The sequence below is a fragment of the Neoaquamicrobium sediminum genome, assembly GCF_040970315.1.
Taxonomy (GTDB): Bacteria; Pseudomonadota; Alphaproteobacteria; order Rhizobiales; family Rhizobiaceae; genus Aerobium; species Aerobium sediminum.
On sequence record NZ_JAZHFV010000003.1, the window covers coordinates 61992 to 83775 of the forward strand.

A 21784-nucleotide genomic window follows, 5' to 3' on the forward strand; every position below is an offset into this window, starting at 1 on the left:
GCGAAGCGAGCCTCGAAGGACGCACGAGATCTTTTAGGGCACGGAAATCGACTTAACTACCCCGCCCGACGGAACTACCCCGCCCGCAGCAGGCGCACAGCGTCGTCGCGGCCGTAGAGGTAGAGGAGGACCCGCAGTGCTTCGCCACGAGGTGAGCGCAGGTCGGGGTCGCGGTCGAGCATGACGCGCGCGTCGTCGCGCGCGATCTCCAAAAGGTCGGAATGGTGGTCGAGCCGCGCCACGCGGAAACCCGGTGTGCCCGACTGGCGGGTTCCGAGCAACTCGCCTTCGCCGCGCAATTTCAGGTCCTCCTCGGCGATGCGGAACCCGTCCTCGGTCTCGCGCATCACCGACAGGCGCTGCTTGGCGACGAGGCCGAGCGGTTCCTTGTAGAGAAGCACGCAAGACGAGGGCTTGTCGCCGCGCCCGACGCGGCCGCGCAACTGGTGTAGCTGCGCGAGACCGAAGCGCTCGGCGTGCTCGATGACGATGATGGTGGCGTCCGGCACGTCAACGCCGACCTCAACCACCGTCGTGCCGACCAGAAGCAGTGTTTCGCCTTCCTTGAAGGCGCGCATGGCTTCGTCCTTGTCGCGGCCGTTCATGCGGCCGTGGATCAGGCCGACTTTTTCCCCGAAGTCCGGCTGCAAGGCGGCAAAGCGGTCTTCCGCCGACATCAGCTTCACTTCCTCGGATTCTTCCACCAGCGGGCAGATCCAGTAGACCTTCTGTCCCTCGGCAACGGCCTTTCGCATGCGCTCCACCAGTTCGCCGAGCCGCTCCAGCGGCAGCGTCACCGTCTGGATGGGCCGGCGGCCGGCCGGCTTTTCGGTCAGCCGCGACACGTCCATGTCGCCGAAGGCGGTGAGCACCAGCGTGCGCGGGATCGGCGTCGCGGTCATCACCAGCATGTCGACGGCCTCGCCCTTGGCCGAAATCGCCAGACGCTGATGGACGCCGAACCGATGCTGTTCGTCGATGATCGCCAGCGCGAGGTCGTGGAAGACCACGCTTTCCTGGAACAGGGCGTGGGTGCCCAGCACGAAATGGATTGCACCCGATGCGATGCCTGCGAGGATTTCGGCCCTCTCGCGGCCCTTCTCGCGCCCTGTCAGCACCACCGCGCGCAAGCCGGCGCGGGCGGCAAGCGGCGCGATGGTAGCGAGATGCTGGCGGGCGAGGATTTCGGTCGGCGCCATGAGCGCCGCCTGCCCGCCTGCTTCGGCCGCCCGCGCCATCGCAAGCAAGGCGACCACCGTCTTGCCCGAGCCGACGTCGCCCTGCAGCAGCCGCAGCATCCGGTCGGGCGAGGCGAGGTCGGCGTGGATTTCCTCAAGCGCGGCTTCCTGCGAGCCGGTGAGCGAATAGGGCAGTGCGGCGCGGATCGCCGCCTCGAGCCTGCCGTCGCCGACGAGCGGCCGGCCCGTCGTCCGCCTGATGCGAGCCCGCACGAGCGCCAGCGCGAGTTGTCCCGCCAGCAACTCGTCATAGGCGAGGCGCCGCCAGGCAGCACCTTCCGGTGAAATGTCGAGCGGATCGGCGGGCTCGTGCAGACGGTGCAGCGCCATGCGAATGGCCGGAAAACTGTGCCGCCGCATCAATTCGCCATCCAGCCATTCCGGCAGGTCGGGCAGGCGGGCGACGGAACCGAGAATCGCGCGGCGAAGCACCTTGCCGGAAAGCCCGGCGGTCAGTGGGTAGACCGGTTCCACCAGCGGCAGGTCGCCCGCGCGCGCCACGGGCACCATGTGGTCCGGATGTACCATGGAGGGGCGGCCGTTGAACCACTCCATGCGGCCGGAAACCAGCATGCGCTCGCCTTCCGGCAGGGCTTTTGCCAGCCACTCCTGCCGGGCGTGGAAGAAGGTCAGCGCGATCTCGTCGCTCTCGTCATACGCATAGACGCGATAAGGCACGGAGCGGTTGCCGCGCGGCGGCGGCTGGTGCCGGCCGATAGTCACCTCGAGAGTGACCACGACGGTCTCCGGCGCGTCGGCGATCAGGTAGCGCGTGCGCCGGTCGATCATCGAATGCGGCAGGACGAACAGCAGGTCGCCGACGCGCGCCTCGCGACCGCCCGTATCCATTGGCACCACGTTGGCGATCAGGCCGGCCACTTTCGGGCCGACGCCGTCGAGCGTGGTGACGGGTGAAAACAGCGGATCGAGCAGGGAAGGGCGCATCGGCCGACCATATGTCGGCAGACCGTGTCCGCAAAGGCTGACATTGGCGTCGCCAGCCGCTATATGCGCCATTCATCCATGGCTTTCCACAGACCCTTGGGGTTTTCCCGATCATGACCGGAACCACGCGGTCCAGCGCCGATCTCGACATCCGCCGCCGCAAGGCGCTTTTCCGCTCCTGGCACCGGGGCATGCGCGAGGTCGACCTGATCCTCGGCAGCTTTGCGGACGGCGAGATCGGCCGGCTCACCGATGGCGAGCTGACGGCCTATGAGGCGCTGATGGCGGAGCCCGATGCCGATATTCTGAAATGGGTGACGGGCGAGGCCGCCGTGCCAACCCGCCACGACAACGAGGTGTTCGCGAAGATCCTGACATATCGCGAAACGCCGCTTGCCTGAGTGACGACCGAACCATGAGCCTCATCGACCCCATCCGCCTTGCGCAGGACGGCCCCACCGTCGTCGACGGTGTTGCCGACGGATACGAAGCCTTCGCGCTGGCGGCTATTGCCGCCGGGCTGGGCGAGCAACCGCTGATCTTCGTCGTTCGCGATGGGCAGCGGCTGCCAGCCATTGCCGAAACGCTCGCTTTCGTCGCGCCCGACCTGCCGGTTCTCGAACTGCCTGCCTGGGACTGCCTGCCCTATGACCGCGTTTCGCCGGGTTCCGATGCCGCCGCCAGGCGCCTCGACGCGATGGCCGCAATGGCGGCACTGGCCGAGAAGCCTCATCGTGCGGTGATTCTGGTGAGCGCCAACGCGCTTTTGCAGCGCATGCCGCCTGCGGATGCGATCGCTGCGCAGAGTTTCGTTGCGAAGCCGGGCAATCAGGTCGACATGAACGAGCTTGCCGCCCGACTGGAAACCAGCGGTTTCGAGCGCGTTCCGACCGTGCGCGATGTCGGCGAGTTCGCCGTCCGCGGCGGCATTCTCGATCTCTACGCGCCGGGCGACGATCCGCTGCGGCTGGATTTCTTCGGCGATACGCTGGAATCGATCCGCGCCTTTGACGTAGCGAGCCAGCGCACGACCGGCCAGCGCCCGTCGCTGACGCTCAAGCCGATGAGCGAGGTGACGCTGACGCCCGACACGATCAGCCGTTTCCGCCGCGCCTATATCGAGGCATTCGGCGCGCCCTCGCGCGACGACGCGCTCTATGCGGCGGTCAGCGAGGGCCGGCGCTTTGCCGGCATGGAGCACTGGCTGCCGCTGTTCTACGAACGGCTCGACACGGTGTTCGACTATCTGCCCGACGTGCCGGTCATCTTCGATCATCTGACGCGCGAGGCGATCGGCGAGCGCCATGCGCTGATCGAGGATCATTACGAGGCGCGCGTGCGCCAGCCGGCCGCCGGCATGGGCGAGGCCGTGCCCTACAAGCCGGTGAAGCCGGACCTGCTCTACCTGACGCCGGACGAGGTTTCGGGCCGCACCGCCAGCCGCCGATCCGCGGAGTTCACCCCGTTCGAGGTGCCGGAGACGAGCGGCCGCACGCTGCGCCACGCCGGCGCCCATGGCGGCCGGAACTTCGCCGAGGAGCGCGCCGACCCCAAGGCGAACGTGTTCGACCACGCCGTTCGCCACATCGCCGCGTTGCGCGCCGCGGGGCGTCGCGTGCTGGTTGCGGGCTGGAGCGAGGGCTCGCTCGACCGGCTGACCCAGATCCTTGCCGAACACCAGCTTGAAAACCTGAAGCGCGTCGGCTCGCTGGCGGAAGCAGCGAAGCTCAAGCCGGGCGAGGCCGGCCTCGTGGTGCTGCCGCTCGAGGCGGGTTTCGAGACCGAGCAACTCGTCGTCGTCGCCGAGCAGGACATTCTCGGCGACAGGCTGGTTCGGCGCAGCAAGAAGCGGCGCAAGGCGTCTGATTTCATTGCGGAAGTCGCCGCACTTTCGGCCGGCGACATCGTCGTGCATGCAGACCATGGCATCGGCCGGTTCGTGGGCCTGCGCACCATCGAGGCTGCCGGCGCGCCGCACGATTGCCTCGAAATCCGCTATGCGGGCGACGACCGGCTTTTCCTGCCGGTCGAAAATATCGAGCTTTTGTCGCGCTACGGCTCTGATGCCGCCGAAACAGTGCTCGACAAGCTGGGCGGCGTTGCCTGGCAGTCGCGCAAGGCGAAGCTCAAGCGCCGGCTGCTGGAGATGGCGGGGCAGCTCATCAATCTCGCCGCCGAGCGCCAGATGCGGCCGGCGCCGGTGATCACGCCGCCCGACGGGCTCTATGGCGAGTTCGCCGCGCGCTTCCCCTATGACGAGACGGACGACCAGCAGGCGGCGATCGATGCCGTCAGCGACGATCTGGCGGCCGGCCGGCCGATGGATCGGCTGATTTGCGGCGACGTGGGCTTCGGCAAGACCGAGGTTGCGCTGCGCGCCGCCTTCCTCGCCGCCATGGAAGGGTTCCAGGTGGCGGTGGTGGTGCCGACGACGCTTCTGGCCCGCCAGCATTTTCGTACCTTCAGCCAGCGCTTTTCCGGCCTGCCTGTCACCGTGCGGCAGGCTTCGCGACTGGTCGGCTCCAAGGAACTGGCCGAGACGAAAAAGGGCATCACCGACGGCACAGTCGACATCGTGGTCGGCACCCACGCGCTGCTGGGCTCATCGATCACGTTCAAGAATCTCGGGCTGCTGATCGTCGACGAGGAGCAACATTTCGGCGTCAAGCACAAGGAGCGGCTGAAGGAGCTGAAAAGCGACGTACATGTGCTCACCCTTTCGGCAACGCCGATCCCCCGCACGCTGCAGCTTGCGCTGACGGGCGTGCGGGAACTGTCGCTAATCACCACGCCGCCGGTGGATCGCATGGCGGTGCGCACCTTCATCTCGCCCTTCGATTCGCTGGTGATCCGGGAGACGCTGCTGCGCGAGCGCTATCGCGGCGGCCAGAGTTTTTATGTGGTGCCGCGCATTTCTGATCTCGCCGAGGTGCGGCAGTTCCTGGAAGAGCAGGTGCCGGAGCTGAAGGTCGCGACCGCGCACGGACAGATGCCGGCGGGCGAGCTCGACGACATCATGAACGCCTTTTACGACGGGCAGTACGACGTGCTGCTGTCGACCACGATCGTCGAATCCGGCCTCGACATCCCGACCGCCAACACGATGATCGTGCACCGGGCCGATATGTTCGGGCTGGCGCAGCTCTACCAGTTGCGCGGTCGTGTCGGCCGCTCGAAGCTGCGCGCCTATGCGCTGTTCACGCTGCCGGCCAACCGAACGCTGACGCAGCTTGCCGAGCGCCGGCTCAAGGTGCTGCAGTCGCTGGACACACTTGGCGCGGGCTTCCAGCTTGCCAGCCACGACCTCGACATTCGCGGCGCCGGCAACCTGCTGGGGGAGGAGCAGTCGGGCCACATCAAGGAAGTCGGCTTCGAGCTCTACCAGCAGATGCTGGAGGAAGCCGTCGCGGAACTGCGCGGCTCGGGCGAGGTCGCCGACGGAAGCTGGTCGCCGCAGATCGCCATCGGTACCTCGGTGATGATCCCCGAAGGCTACGTGCCGGACCTTCAGCTTCGTCTTGCGCTCTATCGCCGGCTTGCCGATCTGGAGACGCCGGAGGAGATCGACGGGTTCGGAGCGGAGCTCATCGACCGATTCGGCCCGCTGCCCGAAGAGGTCGACCACCTGCTCAAGATCGTGTTCATCAAGGCGCTGTGCCGCAAGGCCAATGTCGAGAAGCTCGACGCCGGGCCCAAGGGGGTGGTCATCCACTTCCGCAACAAGGCGTTCCCCGACCCGGCCGGGCTGGTGCGTTTCATCGGCGAGCAGGGTTCGCTGGCCAAGATCAGGCCCGACCATTCGATCGTGCTGATGCGCGAATGGCCGAGCGCACAGAAGCGGCTGGCCGGATCGGCCGTGGTGATGACGCAACTCGCGCGACTGGCGGAGAAGGTGGCGGCCTAGTAGGTTGTGGGCGGGGAGGTCGTCTTATGCTGGAGTTTGGTTTGTTTATATTTGCTGGCTTGCTGGTTAATGCGGCGGCGATTATCGAGCGTCGGACGTATCAAATCACCGGAAGTTCGATATTCGATCAGCAAAATGTTAAATGGTTTCGCTTCGCTGCGGTCGTGGCAATGTCAGTTGACATATTGTATTTTGGAGAAATTGAAACATTCTTCTCTTTTTTTGTCATTTATTGTGTAATTTCATTTCTTATCGCTGTTATTCGGCGATTTAAGCTTAATCGTCGTTTCGACTACTGGTGATCGTTTGGCTGAGCAAGCGGATAATGATCCTCCGGTAGACCCTCACATGCAGCCGGGGTAGCGCGGGCGTGGCCGGGAGTGCTTAAGCCTCGTTCGAAAGCTCGCCCTTAGCCTTCGCAACAGCGACCTGGCGGATGGCGTCGGCGAGCGTCTCGGCGTCCTGCGCGCCCATCACGGCGTATTTGCCTTCGAGCAGGAAGCAGGGCACGCCGCGCACGCCCATCTGGGCGGCGGTCGCGATCTCGCTCTGCACGGATTCGGCGTCAGCGTTGGACGATAGCAGCGCCTCGACCAGCGAGCCGTCCATGCCGGCTTCGACGGCGGTTTCCACGAGTACGGCGCGGTCGCCGATGTCGCGGGCTTCCTCGAAGAACTGTTCGAACAGCCGCCGCACCACCGGCCCCTGCGTGCCGGCGGGGGCCTTGGGCGATGCCGCCCAGCGGATCAGCCGGTGCGCGTCGAGCGTGTTGGGCGAAGTCTGGATGGCCTCGAAATTGAACCGGATGCCTTCGGCCTCGCCGAGCTGCGAGACCTGCGCGTGGATTTCCTTGAGGCGCTCAGCGCTGCCGAACTTGTTCAGCATGTATTCCTTGCGCGGGACGCCGCCGGCCGGAATGGTCGGGTCGAGCTGGTAGGGACGCCAGCGGACGCTGACCGGAACGTCGCCGGCGAGCGTCATCGCTGTTTCCAGCCGCTTCATGCCGATGAAGCACCAGGGGCAGACGACGTCGGAAATGACGTCGACGGTGATGCCGTTCTCTTCGCTCATGTCGATCTCCTTCGGCTGCGGGGGCCGGTCTATTCGGCCGCATGCCACCAGGTGGGGAATTGCGGCCCGTAGACGGGTGTCGCCTCCGGGCGCTCGATCTGGTTCCAGCGCGCCACCCACTTGTCGGGTTGATGATAGAGCGGAACGACGTAGGCGCCACTCATCAGAACCCGGTCGAAGGCGCGCACGGCCGTCTCGAACGTTTCGCGCGTGCGGGCGGCAAGCAGGGCCTCGATCATCGCGTCGACGGCGGGGTCGGCGACGCCGGCGAAATTGTAGGTGCCGTCGAGGTCGCGCGTCACCGAGCCCCAGCGGCCGATCTGCTCGGCGCCGGGCGACAGCGACGAGGTGTAGCGCATCAGCATGATGTCGAAATCGTAGGTGCGCTGGCGCTGGAGATACTGGGCGCTGTCGACGATACGGACCGTGGCGCGGATGCCGAGACGCTCCAGCGTGCGGGCCCATGCCATGGCCAGCGCCTGACCGGACGGGCCGTTGAGCATGATCTCGAACGTCACCGGGCGGCCGTTCGCGTCGACGAGCTGCCGCCCGTCGAGCCTGTAGCCGGCGGCTTTCAGCGCATCCATGCCGGTGCGCAGGAATTCCCGGTCGCGGCCGGAGCCGTCGGAAGCGGGAAGCTTGTACGTGCCGTCCATGATCTCCGGCAGGACGGCGTCGGGGTAGGGCGCCAGCAGCGCGCGCTCCGCATCACTTGCCGGCACGCCATGCGAGGAAAGCGACGATCCGTCATAATAGCTGCGCGTGCGCGTGTAGGCGCCGTTGAACAGGTTGCGGTTCGCCCATTCGAAATCGAAGAGCCCGGCCAGCGCCTGGCGGAAGGCGCGGTCCTGGAAAACCGGCCGGCGCGTGTTCATCACGAAGCCATACATGCCGGACGGCTGCTCGATCGGGAACGCGTCCTTTACCACCCGCCCGGCACTGACAGCAGGAAAGTCGTAGCCGGTCGACCAGCGGCCGGTGTCGGTTTCCTCGAACAGCGTGACGACGCCCTTTTTGAAGGCCTCGAACATCGTGTTGTCGTCGCGGATGTAGTTGATCCGGACCTCGTCGTAATTGTCGAAGCCGCGCTTGGAGGGAATGTCCTTCGCCCAATAGTCCGGGTTGCGCTTCATCACGACCAGTTCGCCGGGACGCACGCTTTCGACGACATAGGGGCCGGAGCCGATCATCGGCTCGAGCGACGACTTGTCGAAACGCTCGCGGTCGATCGCGTGTGCGGGCAGGATGGGCAGCATCGCGAGCAGCAGCGGCGCCTCGCGGCCCGCATCCGGCTTGAAGGTGAAGCGCACACCGTTCTCGCCGACCTTCTCGATCTTCTGCGCCGCCTTGATCCAGTTCTGGTAGATCGGCCGGGCCTTTTCCAGCAGGAGTTCCATCGAGAAGATGACGTCGTCGGCCGTCACCGGCTCGCCATCGGAGAATTTCGCGCGCGGATCGAGCGTGAACTCAATGAAGCTGCGCTCCTCGTCCGTTTCGACGGTTTTCGCGAGCAGCGGGTAGAGCGTGAAGGCCTCGTCGCGCGAGCGCGCCATCAGCGTCTCGAAGACGTTGTTGCCGAGGAACTGGTCGAACAGGCCCCGTGCGCCGTCGCCCTGGACGATGAACGGATTGAGGCTGTCGAAGGTGCCCTGCAGCGCATAGTCGATGCGCCCGCCCTTCGGCGCGTCCGGGTTCGCGTAGGGAAAATGCTGGAAGTCGGCCGGAAGGTCCGGCTCGCCATGCATGGCGATCGCGTGGCTAGGTCCTTCCCCGGCTTCCGCCAGCGGGATGGGCAGCAGGAGGGCAAGCGCCAGGACGGCGGAAAGAGGCGACAGGCGCATGACCATGCTCCGGCACTGACCCATGTTGAAACGGCTGATTCGCCGGCACCGTAACATGGGAGGCGCGCGGGCAGGAATCCCCGCCTTGCACGTCGCCAAATTTCGCCGCAGGTCTGGATTCCGGCAAGCTGGCGGTGTAACAGGCGCGAGGAGTCATGCTGTCGCCGCAATTGATCCGCAGTAGCGGGCCGACCGTCGGCGCGCGCCACAGCTCACTTTCTGAGAGGAAAACGACCCAATGAACCGCCGCAAAACCAATGCGACCCGACTTTCCATCCTGGCCGCCGGTGCTCTTGGCGTCGCCGTGACCGCCACCCTGCCGGCCGCTGCCCAGCAACAGCAGCAGCAACTGCCGGAAGGCTGGTTCAAGGCCTGCAGCAAGCAGGAAGACGTGGACATCTGCAACGTGCAGAACATCAAGGTTGCCGATACCGGCCAGCTTCTCACCGGCATCAGCCTGATCGAGGTGAAGGGCAAGACCAACCGCCGCGTGTTCCAGGTAACGGTTCCGACCGGCCGCATGATGCCTCCCGGCATCGGCCTGCAGATCGATGGCGGCCAGGCCCAGAAGCTCGACTACATGCTTTGCCTGCCGGACCGCTGCATCGCGGAAGGCCAGCTCAACGACCAGCTCGTCGCTTCCTTCAAGCGCGGCTCGGAACTGACGCTGACCTCGGTCAACTTCCAGAACCAGGCGAACCCGATCAAGGTTTCGCTGGCAGGCTTCACGGCAGCCTTCGACGGTGAGCCGCTGCAGCAGTCGGACCTTGAGGACCGCCAGCGCCAGATTCAGGACTTCGTCAGCAAGAACACCGACGATTTCGCCAAGAAGCTGCGCGAAGAGCAGGAAAAGGCGAAGCAGGGCAACTAAGGCCCCGCATCAGACCGGAAACAAAAAAAGCGGGCCATCCGGCCCGCTTTTTTTATGCCGTCCGTCCGGCGGACGAAGCCTGTCAGTGCTGGGCGCGACCCTTCGGTGCGTAGTGGCCGTCGCTGGTCTTGTCGAAAAACTCGGCCAGTTGCGGATGACGCACCGGCTCGCCAGAACTGTCGTCGAGCAGGTTCTGCTCCGACACGTAGGCGACGTATTCGGTTTCGTCGTTTTCCGCGAGCAGATGGTAGAACGGCTGATCCTTGCGCGGGCGTACCTCGGCGGGGATCGCTTCGTACCATTCTTCGGTATTCGCGAACTCGGGATCGACGTCGAAAATCACGCCGCGAAACGGAAACAGGCGGTGCCGCACGACCTGTCCGATCCGGAACTTTGCTACTTTTGCTTCACGCATTTCTTTGCACCATCGGGTCTATTTGGCGCATTGCAGCGCACAATTCAATCCTTGCCGCGCTTGACGGGCCGCGGCGGGCAGGGTAGCCGCGCAGCATCAGCCCCTTCGACAGACCGGTATTTCCCAAGGTTGCCATGGCAGACATCGTCGGACTTGTTCTGCCTTTCTTCGGCATGATCCTGCTTGGCGCGATCGCCGCGCGCATCACCCGCCAGCCGCTCGAAGCGCTCGGGTGGATGAACACGTTCATCGTCTACATCGCGTTGCCGGCGCTGTTCTTCCAGCTGATCGCGCGGACCCCCATCGAGCAGTTGACCGAGTGGCGCTACATCTTCGGGGTTGTGCTTTCCACCTATCTGGTCTTCAGCTTGATGTTTGTCGGCTCGGTGATCGTCTCGCGTGGCGAGATCGCCGAGAGCACGATCAAGGGACTGGCGGCCGCCTACGGCAATATCGGCTATATGGGGCCGGGCCTCGCATTGCTTGCGCTGGGGCCGGAGGCCGCGGTGCCGGTGGCGCTGATCTTCTGTTTCGAGAACGTGCTGCATTTCGCGATCGCGCCGACGATGATGGCGCTTGCGGGCGACGAAAAAGCGTCGCCCGGCCAGGTGGCGCTCGGCGTCGTCAAGCGCATCGCACTGCACCCGTTCATCATCGCCACCGCCGTCGGCGTCCTGGCGGCATGGCTCAAATTCGAGCCGCCGGTTCCGGTGGCGCGGCTGTTGGAATATCTGGCGCAGGCGGCCGCGCCCTGCGCGCTGTTCGTCATGGGGGTCACGCTTGCCCTGCAGCCGCTGCGCCGCGTGCCGCGCGAACTCGGCGCGATCGTGACGCTGAAGCTCGTGGTGCACCCGATCCTTTGCTATCTGGTGCTCAGCCTGATCGGCAATTTTTCGGAAGTATGGGTGTTTTCGGCGGTCCTGCTGGCGGGGCTGCCGACCGCGACGAACGTTTTCGTGATCGCCCAGCAATACGGTGTGTGGGTGCAGCGCGCCTCGGCGAGCCTGCTGCTGACCACCGTTCTGTCGGTCGTGTCGGTGACCGGGCTGCTCTATCTCATCCGCAACGGCATATTGCCGCCGGACCTGTTTCCCTGATCGTCAGACCCGGAAGACGCTGCCGAAACCGCTGCCGGTGCGCAGCCCCTCGCGCATGAACAGCGCGCGCAGAGGCGGCGCGGCACCCAGCAGGCTCAGCCCGGCGGTGCGCATGAGCTGCACCGGAAGCATGTCCGAAAGCAGCGAGCGGTTGAGCATGTTGACGGCCGACGACCGCGCCAGAATGTCGGGGCGGCGGCGACGATCATAGGCTGAAAGTGCCGCCGGCGATCCTGGATCGTCGGAATGGCGCATCGCCGTATCCAGCAGGCTTTCGACGTCGCGAATGCCGAGATTGAGCCCCTGCGCGCCGATCGGCGGGAAGATGTGAGCCGCCTCGCCGACGAGCGCGACGCGGTTCGCGGCAAAGCGGCGGGGAAGGGCGGAACTGAGCGGAAACACCTGCCGGCCGGGCTCGACGATGACGCGCCCGAGCATGGACTGCATGCGTTCCTCGACGATGAGCGACAGTTCGTCATCCGAAAGCCGGACCAGTTCCTCCGCGCGATGCGGGCGCGTGACCCAGACGAGGCTGGAGCGCTGTCCGGACAGCGGCACAAGCGTGAATGGCCCATCTTCGGTGTGAAACTCCGTCGACGTGTCGTTGTGGGGCCGCGCGTGGGCGAAATCCAGCACCAGCGCCGACTGGCCCGTACTCCCGGCGCTAACAGTGATGCCGGCAGCCTCGCGCGCCGGCGACATACGCCCATCGGCCGCGACCGCGAGCCGGGCCGATACGGTTCGGCCGTCGGCAAGCTCGGCCTCGATGGAGTCGGCATCGATATTCCAGTGGGAGACGGTGGTTTCGGCGCGTTCGACGCTCTTGCTCGCTGAAACGGCCTCGTCTAGCGCGGCCAGCAGGCGGCGGTTGGGAATGTTGAGCCCGAAATAGTCTTCACCGATCTCGCTGGCGCGGAAGGTGACGACGGGGCTGCGCAGCAGGCGCTGTGTCGCGTCGGCGATGCGCATGACCTTCAAGGGCGCGGCATCGGTGCGCAGCGCATCCAGCAGGCCTAGTTCATCGAGGAAATCCAGAGACGGCTTCATCAGCGCCGTCGTGCGCCGGTCGGCGAGATTGGCGGGTGGCCCGGCCAGCGCCACACGGAACCCGGCGCGCCCGAGAGAGAGTGCGGACATGAGGCCTACCGGGCCGGTTCCGGCGACGACGATGTCAGCTTCAATCTTCATGGATCTGCTCCGCATGGTGCCCGTTTGGCATATAGGGCGGCGGGGCGATCTTGATCAACGTGTCGAATTGGCCCATTGCGGCGAGATGAGCGAGTTGCGCGACGACTTTTCGAGGCTTGATACGCCCAGCCGGATGGCCGCCGGGCTGGCAGGCCGCGCGAAGGCGCTCGTCTATGCAAGCGTTGGCCTGGCCGTGGGTCTGTCATGGCTGGTGCTTGCCGCTATGGCGCATCGGGTCTCACAGGGCGCGCTGCCGGCAACGCAAGGGCCTGGAGCCGACCTGCTGGCGGCGCTGCCCGACCTGCCGTTGCCGGCATTTCTGGAACGCTTCTTCGCGCTCTGCCTGTCGCCGTTGCCTGCCGGCGATCCCGTGGCCGAGTTCCTGGCGCTGCTGGCGATGTGGTTCCTGATGGCGGTGGCGATGATTTTGCCGACGGCCGCGCCGATGGTGCGCACCTATTGCGAGATTGCCGATACCGCCGCCCGCAAGGGGGAGCCGGTCGCGCATCCGCTGGTGCTGGTCGCAGGCTATCTCGGCGTGTGGCTTATCGCATCCGCGCTGTTTACGGCGCTGACCGTGGCGCTGCGGCAGGCAGGCGCGGTCGCCGGTGGTCTCGGGCCGGTGGAGGCGTCGGTTGCCGCGCTGGCGCTGTTGCTGGCAGGGCTCTACCAGTTCAGCCGCCTGAAGGCGGCGTGCCTCGAAAAGTGCCGCAACCCATTCACGGTGCTGTTCTCGCGCTGGAGCGTGCGACCCGCACGCATCCTGCGCCTCGGGGCGGAACAGGGGCTCTGGTGTCTGGGCTGCTGCTGGGCGCTGATGCTGGTGATGTTCGCCGTTGGGCTCATGAACATCTTCTGGATGGCGCTGTTGGCGGTGTTCAGTCTTGTGGAAAAGGAAACGGCGGGTTCGCTTCCAACGCGGCTCGCCGGCGCGATATTGCTTGTCTGGGCAGCCGTGCTGCTTGTAGTTTCGTGGTAGCCGAGGAGGTGGCGATGGCCGAAACAAGTTGGGCGATGAAGGGGGAGCTGGTGCTGTCGTGCAACTGCACCGTCTTCTGCCCCTGCGTCCTGTCGCTCGGCCAGCATCCGCCGACGGAGGGATATTGCCAGACCTGGGCGGGGTTCCGCATCGATTCCGGTCATTTCGGCGATGTCGACCTATCCGGGCTCAATCTCGGGCTGATTATGGAAATCCCCGGCTATATGAGCCGCGGCAACTGGACGGCCGGGCTGTTCGTGGACGAGCGCGCCTCGATCTACGCACAGAAGGCGATCGGCAAAATATTCTCCGGCAAGGCCGGCGGCACCACAGGCCTGTTGTCGATCCTTGTCGGCAAGTTCCTCGGCATCGAGCGCGCGCCGATCAGCTACGAGGTGCGCGACAAGACCCGCATCTTCCAGATCCCGAAGATCATCGACGGTGCGGTGACGCCAATCCCCGGCAAGAACCGCGACGACGATACGGTCATCACCAATTCCGAATACTGGATCGCGCCGGAGATCATCGTCGCCAAATCCGACAAGAGCCGGCTGCGCGCCTTCGGCCGCAACTGGAACTTTGCCGGGCGCTCCGCCGAAATCTGCAAGCTGGACTGGCGTGGGCCGTGACAGACGAACTATCGCCGAAAAAGAAGCTCTCGCAGCGTATTCCGAGACCGAAGAAGAAGGTGACGTGGCCGCAGGCGCGCGCCTTTTCGGTGCACCTGCTGACGGCTTCGGGCTCGTTCCTGGCCTTCCTGTCGCTGGTCTCTGCCGCCGAGAAGCAGTGGACGGCCATGTTCCTTTGGCTCGGCCTCGCGCTGTTCGTCGACGGCATCGACGGCCCGATCGCGCGCAAGCTCGATGTCAAGGAAGTGCTGCCGACATGGTCGGGCGAGATGCTCGACAACATTATCGACTACGTGACCTACGTGCTTATTCCGGCCTTCGCGCTCTACCAGAGCGGCTTCATGGGCGAGGGTCTGTCGTTCCTGTCGGCGGCGATTATCGTCGTTTCCAGCGCGATCTACTATGCCGACACCGGCATGAAGACGAAGGAGAATTTCTTCAAGGGGTTCCCCGTGGTCTGGAACATGGTCGTGTTCACCCTGTTCGTGATCCATCCCGGTGAGTGGGTCTCCTTCGGCATCGTCGTGATCGCGGCGATCCTTTCGTTCGCGCCGGTCAACTTCCTGCATCCGGTGCGCGTCAAGCGGCTGCGGCCGCTGAACCTCGGCATCTTCCTCGTCTGGTGTGTTCTCGGCGTCGTGGCGCTGCTCCAGCAGATGGATTCGTCGCAGATCGTGCGCATCGGTGTCGGCATCACGGGCGTCTACCTGTTCGTGATCGGCGGCATCATGCAGCTTTTCCCAAAACTAGGACTGAAAAAGGACTGACATGGCCAAGGCGATACGCGTTCACGAGCACGGAGGGCCCGAGGTCCTGCGCTACGAGGATCATGACGCAGGCAAGCCCGGCAAAGGCGAGGCGCTGATCCGGCATACGGCCATCGGACTGAACTTTCTCGATACCTACTTCCGCTCCGGGCTTTATCCGGCCCCGGCGGGGCTGCCGCTCATCCCCGGCAACGAGGCCGCCGGCGAGGTGCTCGAGGTGGGCGAGGGCGTCGACTGGGTCAAGCCGGGCGACCGCGTCGCCTATGTCGGGGGGCTCGGCGCCTATGCGCAGGAGCGCATCATCGCGGCCGACCGGCTGGTGAAGGTGCCGGACGGCATCTCCGATGAAGACGCGGCCGGCATGATGCTCAAGGGCATGACGGCAGAGTACCTGTTGTTGCGCACCTATCCCGTGAAGCCGGGCGACACGGTGCTCTACCACGCGGCCGCCGGCGGCGTCGGTCTCATCTTCGGCCAGTGGGCGCGCAAGCTCGGCGTGACGCTGATCGGCACCGTCGGCTCGGCCGAAAAGGCCGAACTGGCGAAGGCGCATGGCTACGAGCACGTCATCAACTACAGCGAGGAGGATTTCGTCGCCCGGGTGAAGGAAATCACCGGCGGCAAGGTGTGCGACGTAGTCTACGATTCCGTCGGAAAGGACACGTTCCCGGCCTCGCTCGACTGTCTGCGTGTGCGCGGCATGTTCGTCAGCTTCGGCCAGTCGTCGGGACCGATCCCGCCGTTCAATATGGCGATCCTGTCGCAGAAGGGGTCGCTCTACGCCACGCGGCCGACGCTGTTCCAGTACATCGCAACGCGTGACGAGCTGCAGGCTTCGGCCAATGCGCTGTTCGATGTGGTGAAGTCCGGCGACGTGAAGATCAGGGTCAACCAGCGCTACGCACTGGCCGACGCCGCCAAGGCGCATGCCGATCTGGAAGGCCGCAAAACCACCGGCACCACGGTGCTGATCCCCTAGGGCACGGCAGGCTCTTTTCAGGTTTCGGCCGGGTCGCGACAGCTCCTGACAGTCAGTTGTCAGGAGCTGTCTGCTATACCCAATTCATCGAAACGCTGAATGCGAGGAAACTGCCGTGCTGAAATTCTATCATGCCCCCTGGTCGCGTTCCTCCAGCGTGCTTTGGCTGCTGGAGGAACTGGGCGTGGACTACGAGCTTGTCGAAATCGACATTCGGCAGGAAGGCGGCGTGCCGGAGGAATACCGGAAGATCCAGCCGAACAAGAAGGTGCCGGCCATCGAGCATGACGGCATCGTTATCACCGAGCGAGCTGCGATTACCACCTACCTTGCCGACGCGTTTCCAGATGCTGGCCTCGCACCGCAGATCGGCGATCCGATGCGGGGACCGTATCTGTCGATGCTGGTCTATTGCGACTCGGTGTTCGACCCGGCACTGTCCGCCCACGCACAGGGCTGGAAATATGGAGGCAACAGCTTCTCGTTCGGGACATTCGACGACATGGTCAACTATGTCGACCGTATCCTGACCGAGCGGCCTTATGCGGCGGGCGACCGGTTCACCGCTGCCGACGTGCAACTCGGTTCCAGCATCGGTTATACGATGGAGAACCTGAAGGCCCTGCCGCAGCGCCCGTCATTCCTGGCTTATATGGACCGCCTGCGTGACCGCCCCGCCAACCTCCGCGCGGCCCAGAAGGACCAGGAAATGGCGATGAAGACGCCGTTCTTCCAGAAGCAGTTCGCCTCCCAAGGCTAATTACGCGGCCTGCCCGTGGAGGTCATAGGCATCGGCACGGTCGATCTTGACCGTGACGATGTCGCCGACACGCAAAGGACGACGTGACTCCAGATGGACGTTGCCGTCGATCTCGGGCGCGTCGTAGCGGGTGCGGCCCCTGGCGGCCGTGCCATTCGCCTCGTCGATGATGACGGGCAGGCGCTTGCCGACTTTCTTCTTCAGAAGATTGGCCGATACCTTCTGCTGGCGCTCCATGAAGCGGCGCCAGCGGGCTTCCTTGATCTCCTGCGGTACCTCGGGCAGGCCAAGCGTCTCGGAACGGGCACCGCCGACCGGCTCGTATTTGAAGCAGCCGGCGCGGTCGATCTTCGCCTCGTCCAGCCAGTCGAGCAGGAACTCGAAATCTTCTTCCGTCTCGCCGGGAAAGCCGACGATGAAGGTGGAGCGGACCGCGAGATCGGGGCAGACGTCGCGCCAGGCCTTGATGCGAGCCGCCGTCTTTTCCTGGTGCGCGGGACGGCGCATGTTCTTGAGAACCTGCGGCGAGGCATGCTGGAAGGGAATGTCCAGATAGGGCAGGATCTTGCCCTCCGCCATCAGCGGGATGACCTCGTCGACGTGCGGGTAGGGGTAGACGTAGTGCATGCGCACCCACACGCCCATCTCGCCGAGCTCGCGCGACAGATCGATGAACTTGGTGCGCACCTCGCGATCCTGCCAGACGCTTGGCTGATACTTCACGTCGACGCCGTAGGCCGACGTATCCTGCGAGATGACGAGGATTTCCTTGACGCCAGCCGTCACCAGCCGTTCGGCCTCGCGCAGAACGTCGGCAGCCGGGCGCGAGACCAGATCGCCGCGCAACGCGGGAATGATGCAGAACGAGCATCGGTTATTGCAGCCCTCCGAAATCTTCAGATAGGCGTAGTGGCGCGGCGTCAGCTTCACGCCCTGCGGCGGGATCAGATCGACGAACGGCTCGTGCGCAGGCGGAGCGGCCTCATGCACGGCGCTCATCACGCTCTCATAGGCCTGCGGGCCGGTGATCGCGAGCACGTTGGGGTGCTTCTCGCGGATCAGCTCGGGTGTCGCGCCCATGCAGCCGGTGACGATGACCTTGCCGTTTTCCTTCATCGCGTCGCCGATTGCCGCAAGCGACTCGTCACGCGCGGAATCGAGAAAGCCGCAGGTGTTGACGACGACGAGATCGGCACCGTCATGCTTGCGCGCGATCTCGTAGCCCTCGGCCCGCAGCCGCGTGATGATGCGTTCGGAATCGACCAGCGCCTTCGGGCATCCAAGACTGACAAAGCTGACGCGTGGCGCGGACATGGGCGGAAACTCTCGACAATTGAGGGAATTGGCGCGCGCCATAGCACGAAAATTCCGGAGGTGTAATCTCTTGGCGGCGCAAACGGCGGCAAAGCGCCTGCCTTTGAGTCCCCGGATATGATCAATTAGATGACGTGCGACGAGTAGGAGACATGCCGCAATGAGCAAATTGATCGTCTGGACCTATGACTGGGTGCCCGAGGGACCGCGCGGTTTCGTGCGCGACATCCGGTTGAGATGGGCGTGCGAAGAGGCGGGGCTCGATTATGCGGTCCACACCGTCCCCTTCGACGAGCGCGGACCCGACCATCTAGCGCATCAACCGTTCGCGCAGGTGCCTTTTCTCAGCGATGGAGAGGTCGAGCTGTTCGAGAGTGGGGCGGGGCTGCTGCATCTTGCCCGCAAAAGCGAAAAGCTGATGCCACGCGATCCGGCGGGCGAAGCGCAGACGTTGCAATGGACGATCGCCGCGCTCAACTCGATCGAGATGGTCTCGGTCCCTTGGTGGTTCCTCGAGGTGACGGGCGCGCAAGAGAATAACCTGGCCGGTTGGCTGGAAAGCCGCCTCGACCACATGGAGCGTATATTCACGGAGCGGGAATGGCTGGTCGCCGACCGCTTCACCGTCGCGGACCTGCTGATGGCCGATGTGCTGCGCGTAGCAAAACTGCGTGCCTTCGGAAATCGGCCGGCGGCGGAAGCCTATGTGGCGAGGATCACCGACAGGCCCGCATTCAGGAAGGCGCGTGCCGATCAGTTGGCTCATTTCGCCGCCGGCGATAAAAAGCGAGCAGCAAAAGCCTAGACCGATTCACGTCCGCCGTGCTGCCCGCGCGGCATGAGCCGCGTTTAAAATCGACACGTTTCCCCAAGGCTTTTGATAGGCCGAAATGGCAACCGCCAGCAGGGTTCGCGCGTTCGTCCTTGCCGGTATCGTGTCCGTTCGCGGCGCGTTTGGCTTTGTGTTCGCCACTCAGGCGGGCTAGACGGGGTAATCGAACGCAACCAGGCGGGAGGCGCTGTTGGAAAATCCGCAAGACCGGCCGCCCGAGGAGCAGGCTCACGCCACGGGGGCCGACATCTACGATGAGGACGGCGTCGTCCGCTCGTCGTTTCTTGCCCACATCGGTGCGGCGATTGCCGACCGCGATACGCTGACGCTGAAAGAGGACGTCGGCGCGCTCCACCAGTCGGAAGTGGGCGACCTGCTCGAGGCTTTGATGCCGGAGCAGCGGCGTGCGCTTGTCGAACTGATGGGCGCCGACTTTGACTTTACAGCACTGACCGAGGTGGACGACGCGATCCGCCTCGATATCGTTGATAACATGCCGAACGAGCAGATCGCGCAGGCGATGCAGGAGCTCGATTCGGATGACGCGGTCTACATCCTGGAAGACCTCGACCAGGAAGACCAGGACGAGATTCTTGCCCAGCTTCCCTTCACCGAGCGCATCAGGCTGCGCCGCGCGCTCGATTATCCGGAAGAGACGGCCGGCCGGCGCATGCAGACCGAGTTCGTGGCCGTGCCGCCTTTCTGGACGGTCGGCCAGACCATCGACTACATGCGCGAGGACAAGAACCTCCCGGAGTCGTTCAGCCAGATCTTCGTGATCGATCCGACCTTCCGCCTGCTCGGCGCCGTCGATCTCGACCGCATCCTGCGCACGCAGCGTGTAGTGAAGATCGAGGACGTCATGCACGAGACGCGTCATGCGATCCCGGCGACGATGGACCAGGAAGAGGCCGCCCAGGTCTTCGAGCAGTACGACCTTCTGTCCGCAGCCGTGGTCGACGAGAACGAACGCCTCGTCGGCGTCCTGACCATCGACGACGTGGTCGACGTCATCCAGGAAGAAGCCGAGGAAGATCTGATGCGCCTCGGCGGCGTCGGCGACGAAGAGCTGTCCGACCGGGTGCTCGCCGCGTCCCGCTCGCGCGTTCCCTGGTTGCTGGTCAACCTCGTGATGGCCTTCCTGGCGGCTTCGATCATCGGTCTTTTCGAAGCAACGATCCAGCAGATCGTGGCGCTCGCTATCCTGATGCCCATCGTGGCCGGCATGGGCGGCAATGCCGGCTCGCAAACCATGACTGTCACGGTGCGCGCGCTCGCTACCAAAGACCTCGACATCTACAATGCCGGCCGCATCATACGCCGCGAGATTGGTGTCGGGCTTCTCAACGGCGTGATCTTCGCCACGCTGATCGGTATCGTTGCCGGCTTCTGGTTTTCGGATCCGGACCTCGGCGGCATCATCGCGATCGCGATGGTGGTCAACATGCTGACGGCGGCGCTGGCCGGCATACTGATCCCGCTGCTTCTCGACCGCTTTGGCGCCGACCCGGCCGTGGCCTCGGCCGTGTTCGTCACCACGACGACGGATGTCGTCGGCTTCTTCGCCTTCCTCGGCCTCGCGACATGGTGGTTCGGGCTGCTGTAACGGCGGGGCCTTGTCGGACGCCTGGCTCCAGTGAGGCGGCGCACTTCATCTGGTTGCGGAATAAAAGCAGATGCGCTAGCTTCATCTGATTGCAAAAAGCAATCGGAAGGAGTTTGTAATGACGGACAACGCATCCATCGCGCGCGACAGTTATCTGGCCTACGTCTCGGGCGACCGGGCGGCTATCGAGGCACTCATCGCGCCCGACTTCCATTTCACGAGCCCGCTCGACAACCGCATAGACCGCAAGGCCTATTTCGAGCGTTGCTGGCCAAACAGCGGCAACATCAAGGACTTCCGCTTCGAACGCATCGTGCCCGCCGGGGACGATGTCGTCGTAACCTATGTGGGCGAGGCGATGTCGGGCCGCAAATTCCGCAATACCGAAGTGCTGACGGTGAGAGGCGGCAGGATCGTAGAGGCCGAGGTCTATTTCGGCTGGAACGTACCGCACGATGCGCCCGAAGGTGGCTCGCTAGGAAGTGATTCCGATGCAGGCGCGTCGATGAAACTGACAACGGTCTATGCCAACCTGAACTGCTCGAATCTGGAAACAAGCACTGACTGGTTTGCGAGGCTGTTCGGGCGCGTAGCCGACGCGACGCCGATGCAGGGTCTCGCAGAGTGGCACCATGGTAAAACCGCCGGGCTGCAGCTCTTCGAAAACGCGCAGAATGCCGGCAAGGGCACGCTGACACTGTTTGTAGAAAACCTTGAAGACGAACGCGAACGTCTTGAAAAGGCGAGCTTTCAGCCTGGAGCCATAGAGCCGGCAACCTATGTTCGGCTGCTGCGTATGCGGGATCCCGACGGCAACCTCGTGGTTCTTGCCCAGCCGAAAAGCTGAGGCAGAAGCTCTTCAGGCAGGCCGTGGTCGGTGTCCGCAATTGACTTTTACGTAAATGCCGTGCCACATCCTGTTACGGTTTCATGACAGGACGGCCGCCCGAATGCGGGAATATTACACGATCACCGAACTGACCCGCGAGTTCGACATCTCGACCCGAACGCTGCGGTTCTACGAGGACGAGGGGCTGATCGCGCCTGTGCGCCGGGGGCGCACGCGGCTTTTCCGCCCATCCGACCGTCACCTCATCAGGCAGATCATGCGCGGCAAGCGGCTGGGCTTCTCGATCAACGAGATTCGCGAGATCATCCAGATCTACCGCGAGCCGCCGGGTGAGGTGGGTCAGCTCAAGCTGATGATCAAGCGCATCGAGGAAAAGCGCGAGGAACTGCGCCAGAAGCGTCGCGACCTGGAAGAGACGCTGTCCGAACTCGACAATGCCGAGGAAGCCTGCGTGGAGCGGCTGGTGGAGCTGGGCGTCAGCACCTGAGGTTGCAGCGG

The 21784-nt window shown here is 64.5% G+C and carries 20 protein-coding genes; 14 read left to right on the forward strand and 6 right to left on the reverse strand.

The annotated features are described in order from the left end of the window. Positions 1 to 74: 74 nt before the first annotated feature. A complete protein-coding gene (gene recG, locus V1479_RS10820; RefSeq protein ID WP_368803277.1) occupies positions 75 to 2183 on the reverse strand; it encodes an ATP-dependent DNA helicase RecG in 2109 nt (702 codons plus the stop codon). Between the two features lie 113 nt (positions 2184 to 2296). On the opposite strand from recG, the gene V1479_RS10825 reads away from it, so the two are divergent. From V1479_RS10825 to V1479_RS10835, 3 genes are read left to right on the forward strand one after another with little or no spacing between them, the layout of a single operon-like run. Next, positions 2297 to 2584: an FAD assembly factor SdhE gene (locus V1479_RS10825; RefSeq protein ID WP_368802905.1), complete on the forward strand. Its 288-nt coding sequence runs from the start codon at positions 2297 to 2299 to the stop codon at positions 2582 to 2584. 14 nt (positions 2585 to 2598) lie between these two features. Then, positions 2599 to 6087, forward strand: a complete 3489-nt coding sequence (gene mfd / locus V1479_RS10830) for a transcription-repair coupling factor (protein ID WP_368802906.1) — start codon at positions 2599 to 2601, stop codon at positions 6085 to 6087. Positions 6088 to 6113: 26 nt separating this feature from the next. Continuing rightward, positions 6114 to 6389: a hypothetical protein gene (locus V1479_RS10835; RefSeq protein ID WP_368802907.1), complete on the forward strand. Its 276-nt coding sequence runs from the start codon at positions 6114 to 6116 to the stop codon at positions 6387 to 6389. 82 nt (positions 6390 to 6471) lie between these two features. On the opposite strand, the gene V1479_RS10840 is transcribed toward V1479_RS10835, so the two are convergent. Together V1479_RS10840 and V1479_RS10845 are read right to left on the reverse strand one after the other, a co-directional pair. Further along, a complete protein-coding gene (locus V1479_RS10840; RefSeq protein ID WP_368802908.1) occupies positions 6472 to 7158 on the reverse strand; it encodes a DsbA family oxidoreductase in 687 nt (228 codons plus the stop codon). A 29-nt stretch (positions 7159 to 7187) separates the two neighbouring features. Continuing rightward, entirely contained in the window at positions 7188 to 8999 is a 1812-nt protein-coding gene (locus V1479_RS10845) for an extracellular solute-binding protein (protein WP_438620517.1), read from the reverse strand. A 238-nt stretch (positions 9000 to 9237) separates the two neighbouring features. Here V1479_RS10845 and V1479_RS10850 point away from each other — a divergent pair, with 238 nt between their 5' ends. Beyond that, the gene (locus tag V1479_RS10850) at positions 9238 to 9870 is read left to right on the forward strand and encodes an invasion associated locus B family protein (RefSeq protein WP_173191105.1); all 633 of its coding nucleotides are present in this window, start codon (positions 9238 to 9240) and stop codon (positions 9868 to 9870) included. Positions 9871 to 9952: 82 nt separating this feature from the next. Here V1479_RS10850 and hspQ read toward each other — a convergent pair whose 3' ends face one another. After that, positions 9953 to 10285, reverse strand: a complete 333-nt coding sequence (gene hspQ / locus V1479_RS10855) for a heat shock protein HspQ (protein WP_173191107.1) — start codon at positions 10283 to 10285, stop codon at positions 9953 to 9955. Positions 10286 to 10419: 134 nt separating this feature from the next. On the opposite strand from hspQ, the gene V1479_RS10860 reads away from it, so the two are divergent. Then, complete coding sequence (locus V1479_RS10860; RefSeq protein ID WP_368802909.1) at positions 10420 to 11382, forward strand: AEC family transporter; 963 nt, start codon at positions 10420 to 10422, stop codon at positions 11380 to 11382. A 3-nt stretch (positions 11383 to 11385) separates the two neighbouring features. On the opposite strand, the gene V1479_RS10865 is transcribed toward V1479_RS10860, so the two are convergent. Further along, the gene (locus tag V1479_RS10865; protein WP_368802910.1) at positions 11386 to 12570 is read right to left on the reverse strand and encodes a UbiH/UbiF family hydroxylase; all 1185 of its coding nucleotides are present in this window, start codon (positions 12568 to 12570) and stop codon (positions 11386 to 11388) included. Here V1479_RS10865 and V1479_RS10870 point away from each other — a divergent pair. From V1479_RS10870 to V1479_RS10890, 5 genes are all read left to right on the forward strand, one after another. Then, positions 12551 to 13549, forward strand: a complete 999-nt coding sequence (locus V1479_RS10870; RefSeq protein ID WP_368802911.1) for a DUF2182 domain-containing protein — start codon at positions 12551 to 12553, stop codon at positions 13547 to 13549. The genes V1479_RS10865 and V1479_RS10870 overlap by 20 nt on opposite strands. A 14-nt stretch (positions 13550 to 13563) precedes the next feature. Beyond that, positions 13564 to 14178: a DUF1326 domain-containing protein gene (locus tag V1479_RS10875; protein ID WP_368802912.1), complete on the forward strand. Its 615-nt coding sequence runs from the start codon at positions 13564 to 13566 to the stop codon at positions 14176 to 14178. Then, a complete protein-coding gene (gene pcsA, locus V1479_RS10880; RefSeq protein ID WP_368802913.1) occupies positions 14175 to 14945 on the forward strand; it encodes a phosphatidylcholine synthase in 771 nt (256 codons plus the stop codon). Before V1479_RS10875 ends, pcsA begins: the two co-directional genes overlap by 4 nt. Position 14946: 1 nt before the next feature. Then, the gene (locus V1479_RS10885; protein ID WP_368802914.1) at positions 14947 to 15924 is read left to right on the forward strand and encodes a quinone oxidoreductase family protein; all 978 of its coding nucleotides are present in this window, start codon (positions 14947 to 14949) and stop codon (positions 15922 to 15924) included. 115 nt (positions 15925 to 16039) lie between these two features. Then, the gene (locus tag V1479_RS10890; protein ID WP_368802915.1) at positions 16040 to 16684 is read left to right on the forward strand and encodes a glutathione S-transferase family protein; all 645 of its coding nucleotides are present in this window, start codon (positions 16040 to 16042) and stop codon (positions 16682 to 16684) included. Here the strand turns inward: V1479_RS10890 and rimO are convergent, their stop codons facing one another. Further along, the gene (gene rimO / locus V1479_RS10895) at positions 16685 to 17998 is read right to left on the reverse strand and encodes a 30S ribosomal protein S12 methylthiotransferase RimO (RefSeq protein ID WP_368802916.1); all 1314 of its coding nucleotides are present in this window, start codon (positions 17996 to 17998) and stop codon (positions 16685 to 16687) included. It lies immediately after the preceding gene. Between the two features lie 160 nt (positions 17999 to 18158). Here rimO and V1479_RS10900 point away from each other — a divergent pair, with 160 nt between their 5' ends. From V1479_RS10900 to V1479_RS10915, 4 genes are all read left to right on the forward strand, one after another. Further along, positions 18159 to 18803, forward strand: a complete 645-nt coding sequence (locus V1479_RS10900; protein ID WP_368802917.1) for a glutathione S-transferase family protein — start codon at positions 18159 to 18161, stop codon at positions 18801 to 18803. Between the two features lie 217 nt (positions 18804 to 19020). After that, the gene (gene mgtE / locus V1479_RS10905; RefSeq protein WP_368802918.1) at positions 19021 to 20436 is read left to right on the forward strand and encodes a magnesium transporter; all 1416 of its coding nucleotides are present in this window, start codon (positions 19021 to 19023) and stop codon (positions 20434 to 20436) included. Between the two features lie 118 nt (positions 20437 to 20554). Beyond that, positions 20555 to 21283, forward strand: a complete 729-nt coding sequence (locus tag V1479_RS10910; RefSeq protein ID WP_368802919.1) for a nuclear transport factor 2 family protein — start codon at positions 20555 to 20557, stop codon at positions 21281 to 21283. Positions 21284 to 21386: 103 nt separating this feature from the next. Continuing rightward, positions 21387 to 21773 (forward strand): MerR family transcriptional regulator, encoded by a 387-nt coding sequence (locus tag V1479_RS10915; RefSeq protein WP_173191126.1) that lies wholly within the window; start codon positions 21387 to 21389, stop codon positions 21771 to 21773. Positions 21774 to 21784: the final 11 nt, after the last annotated feature.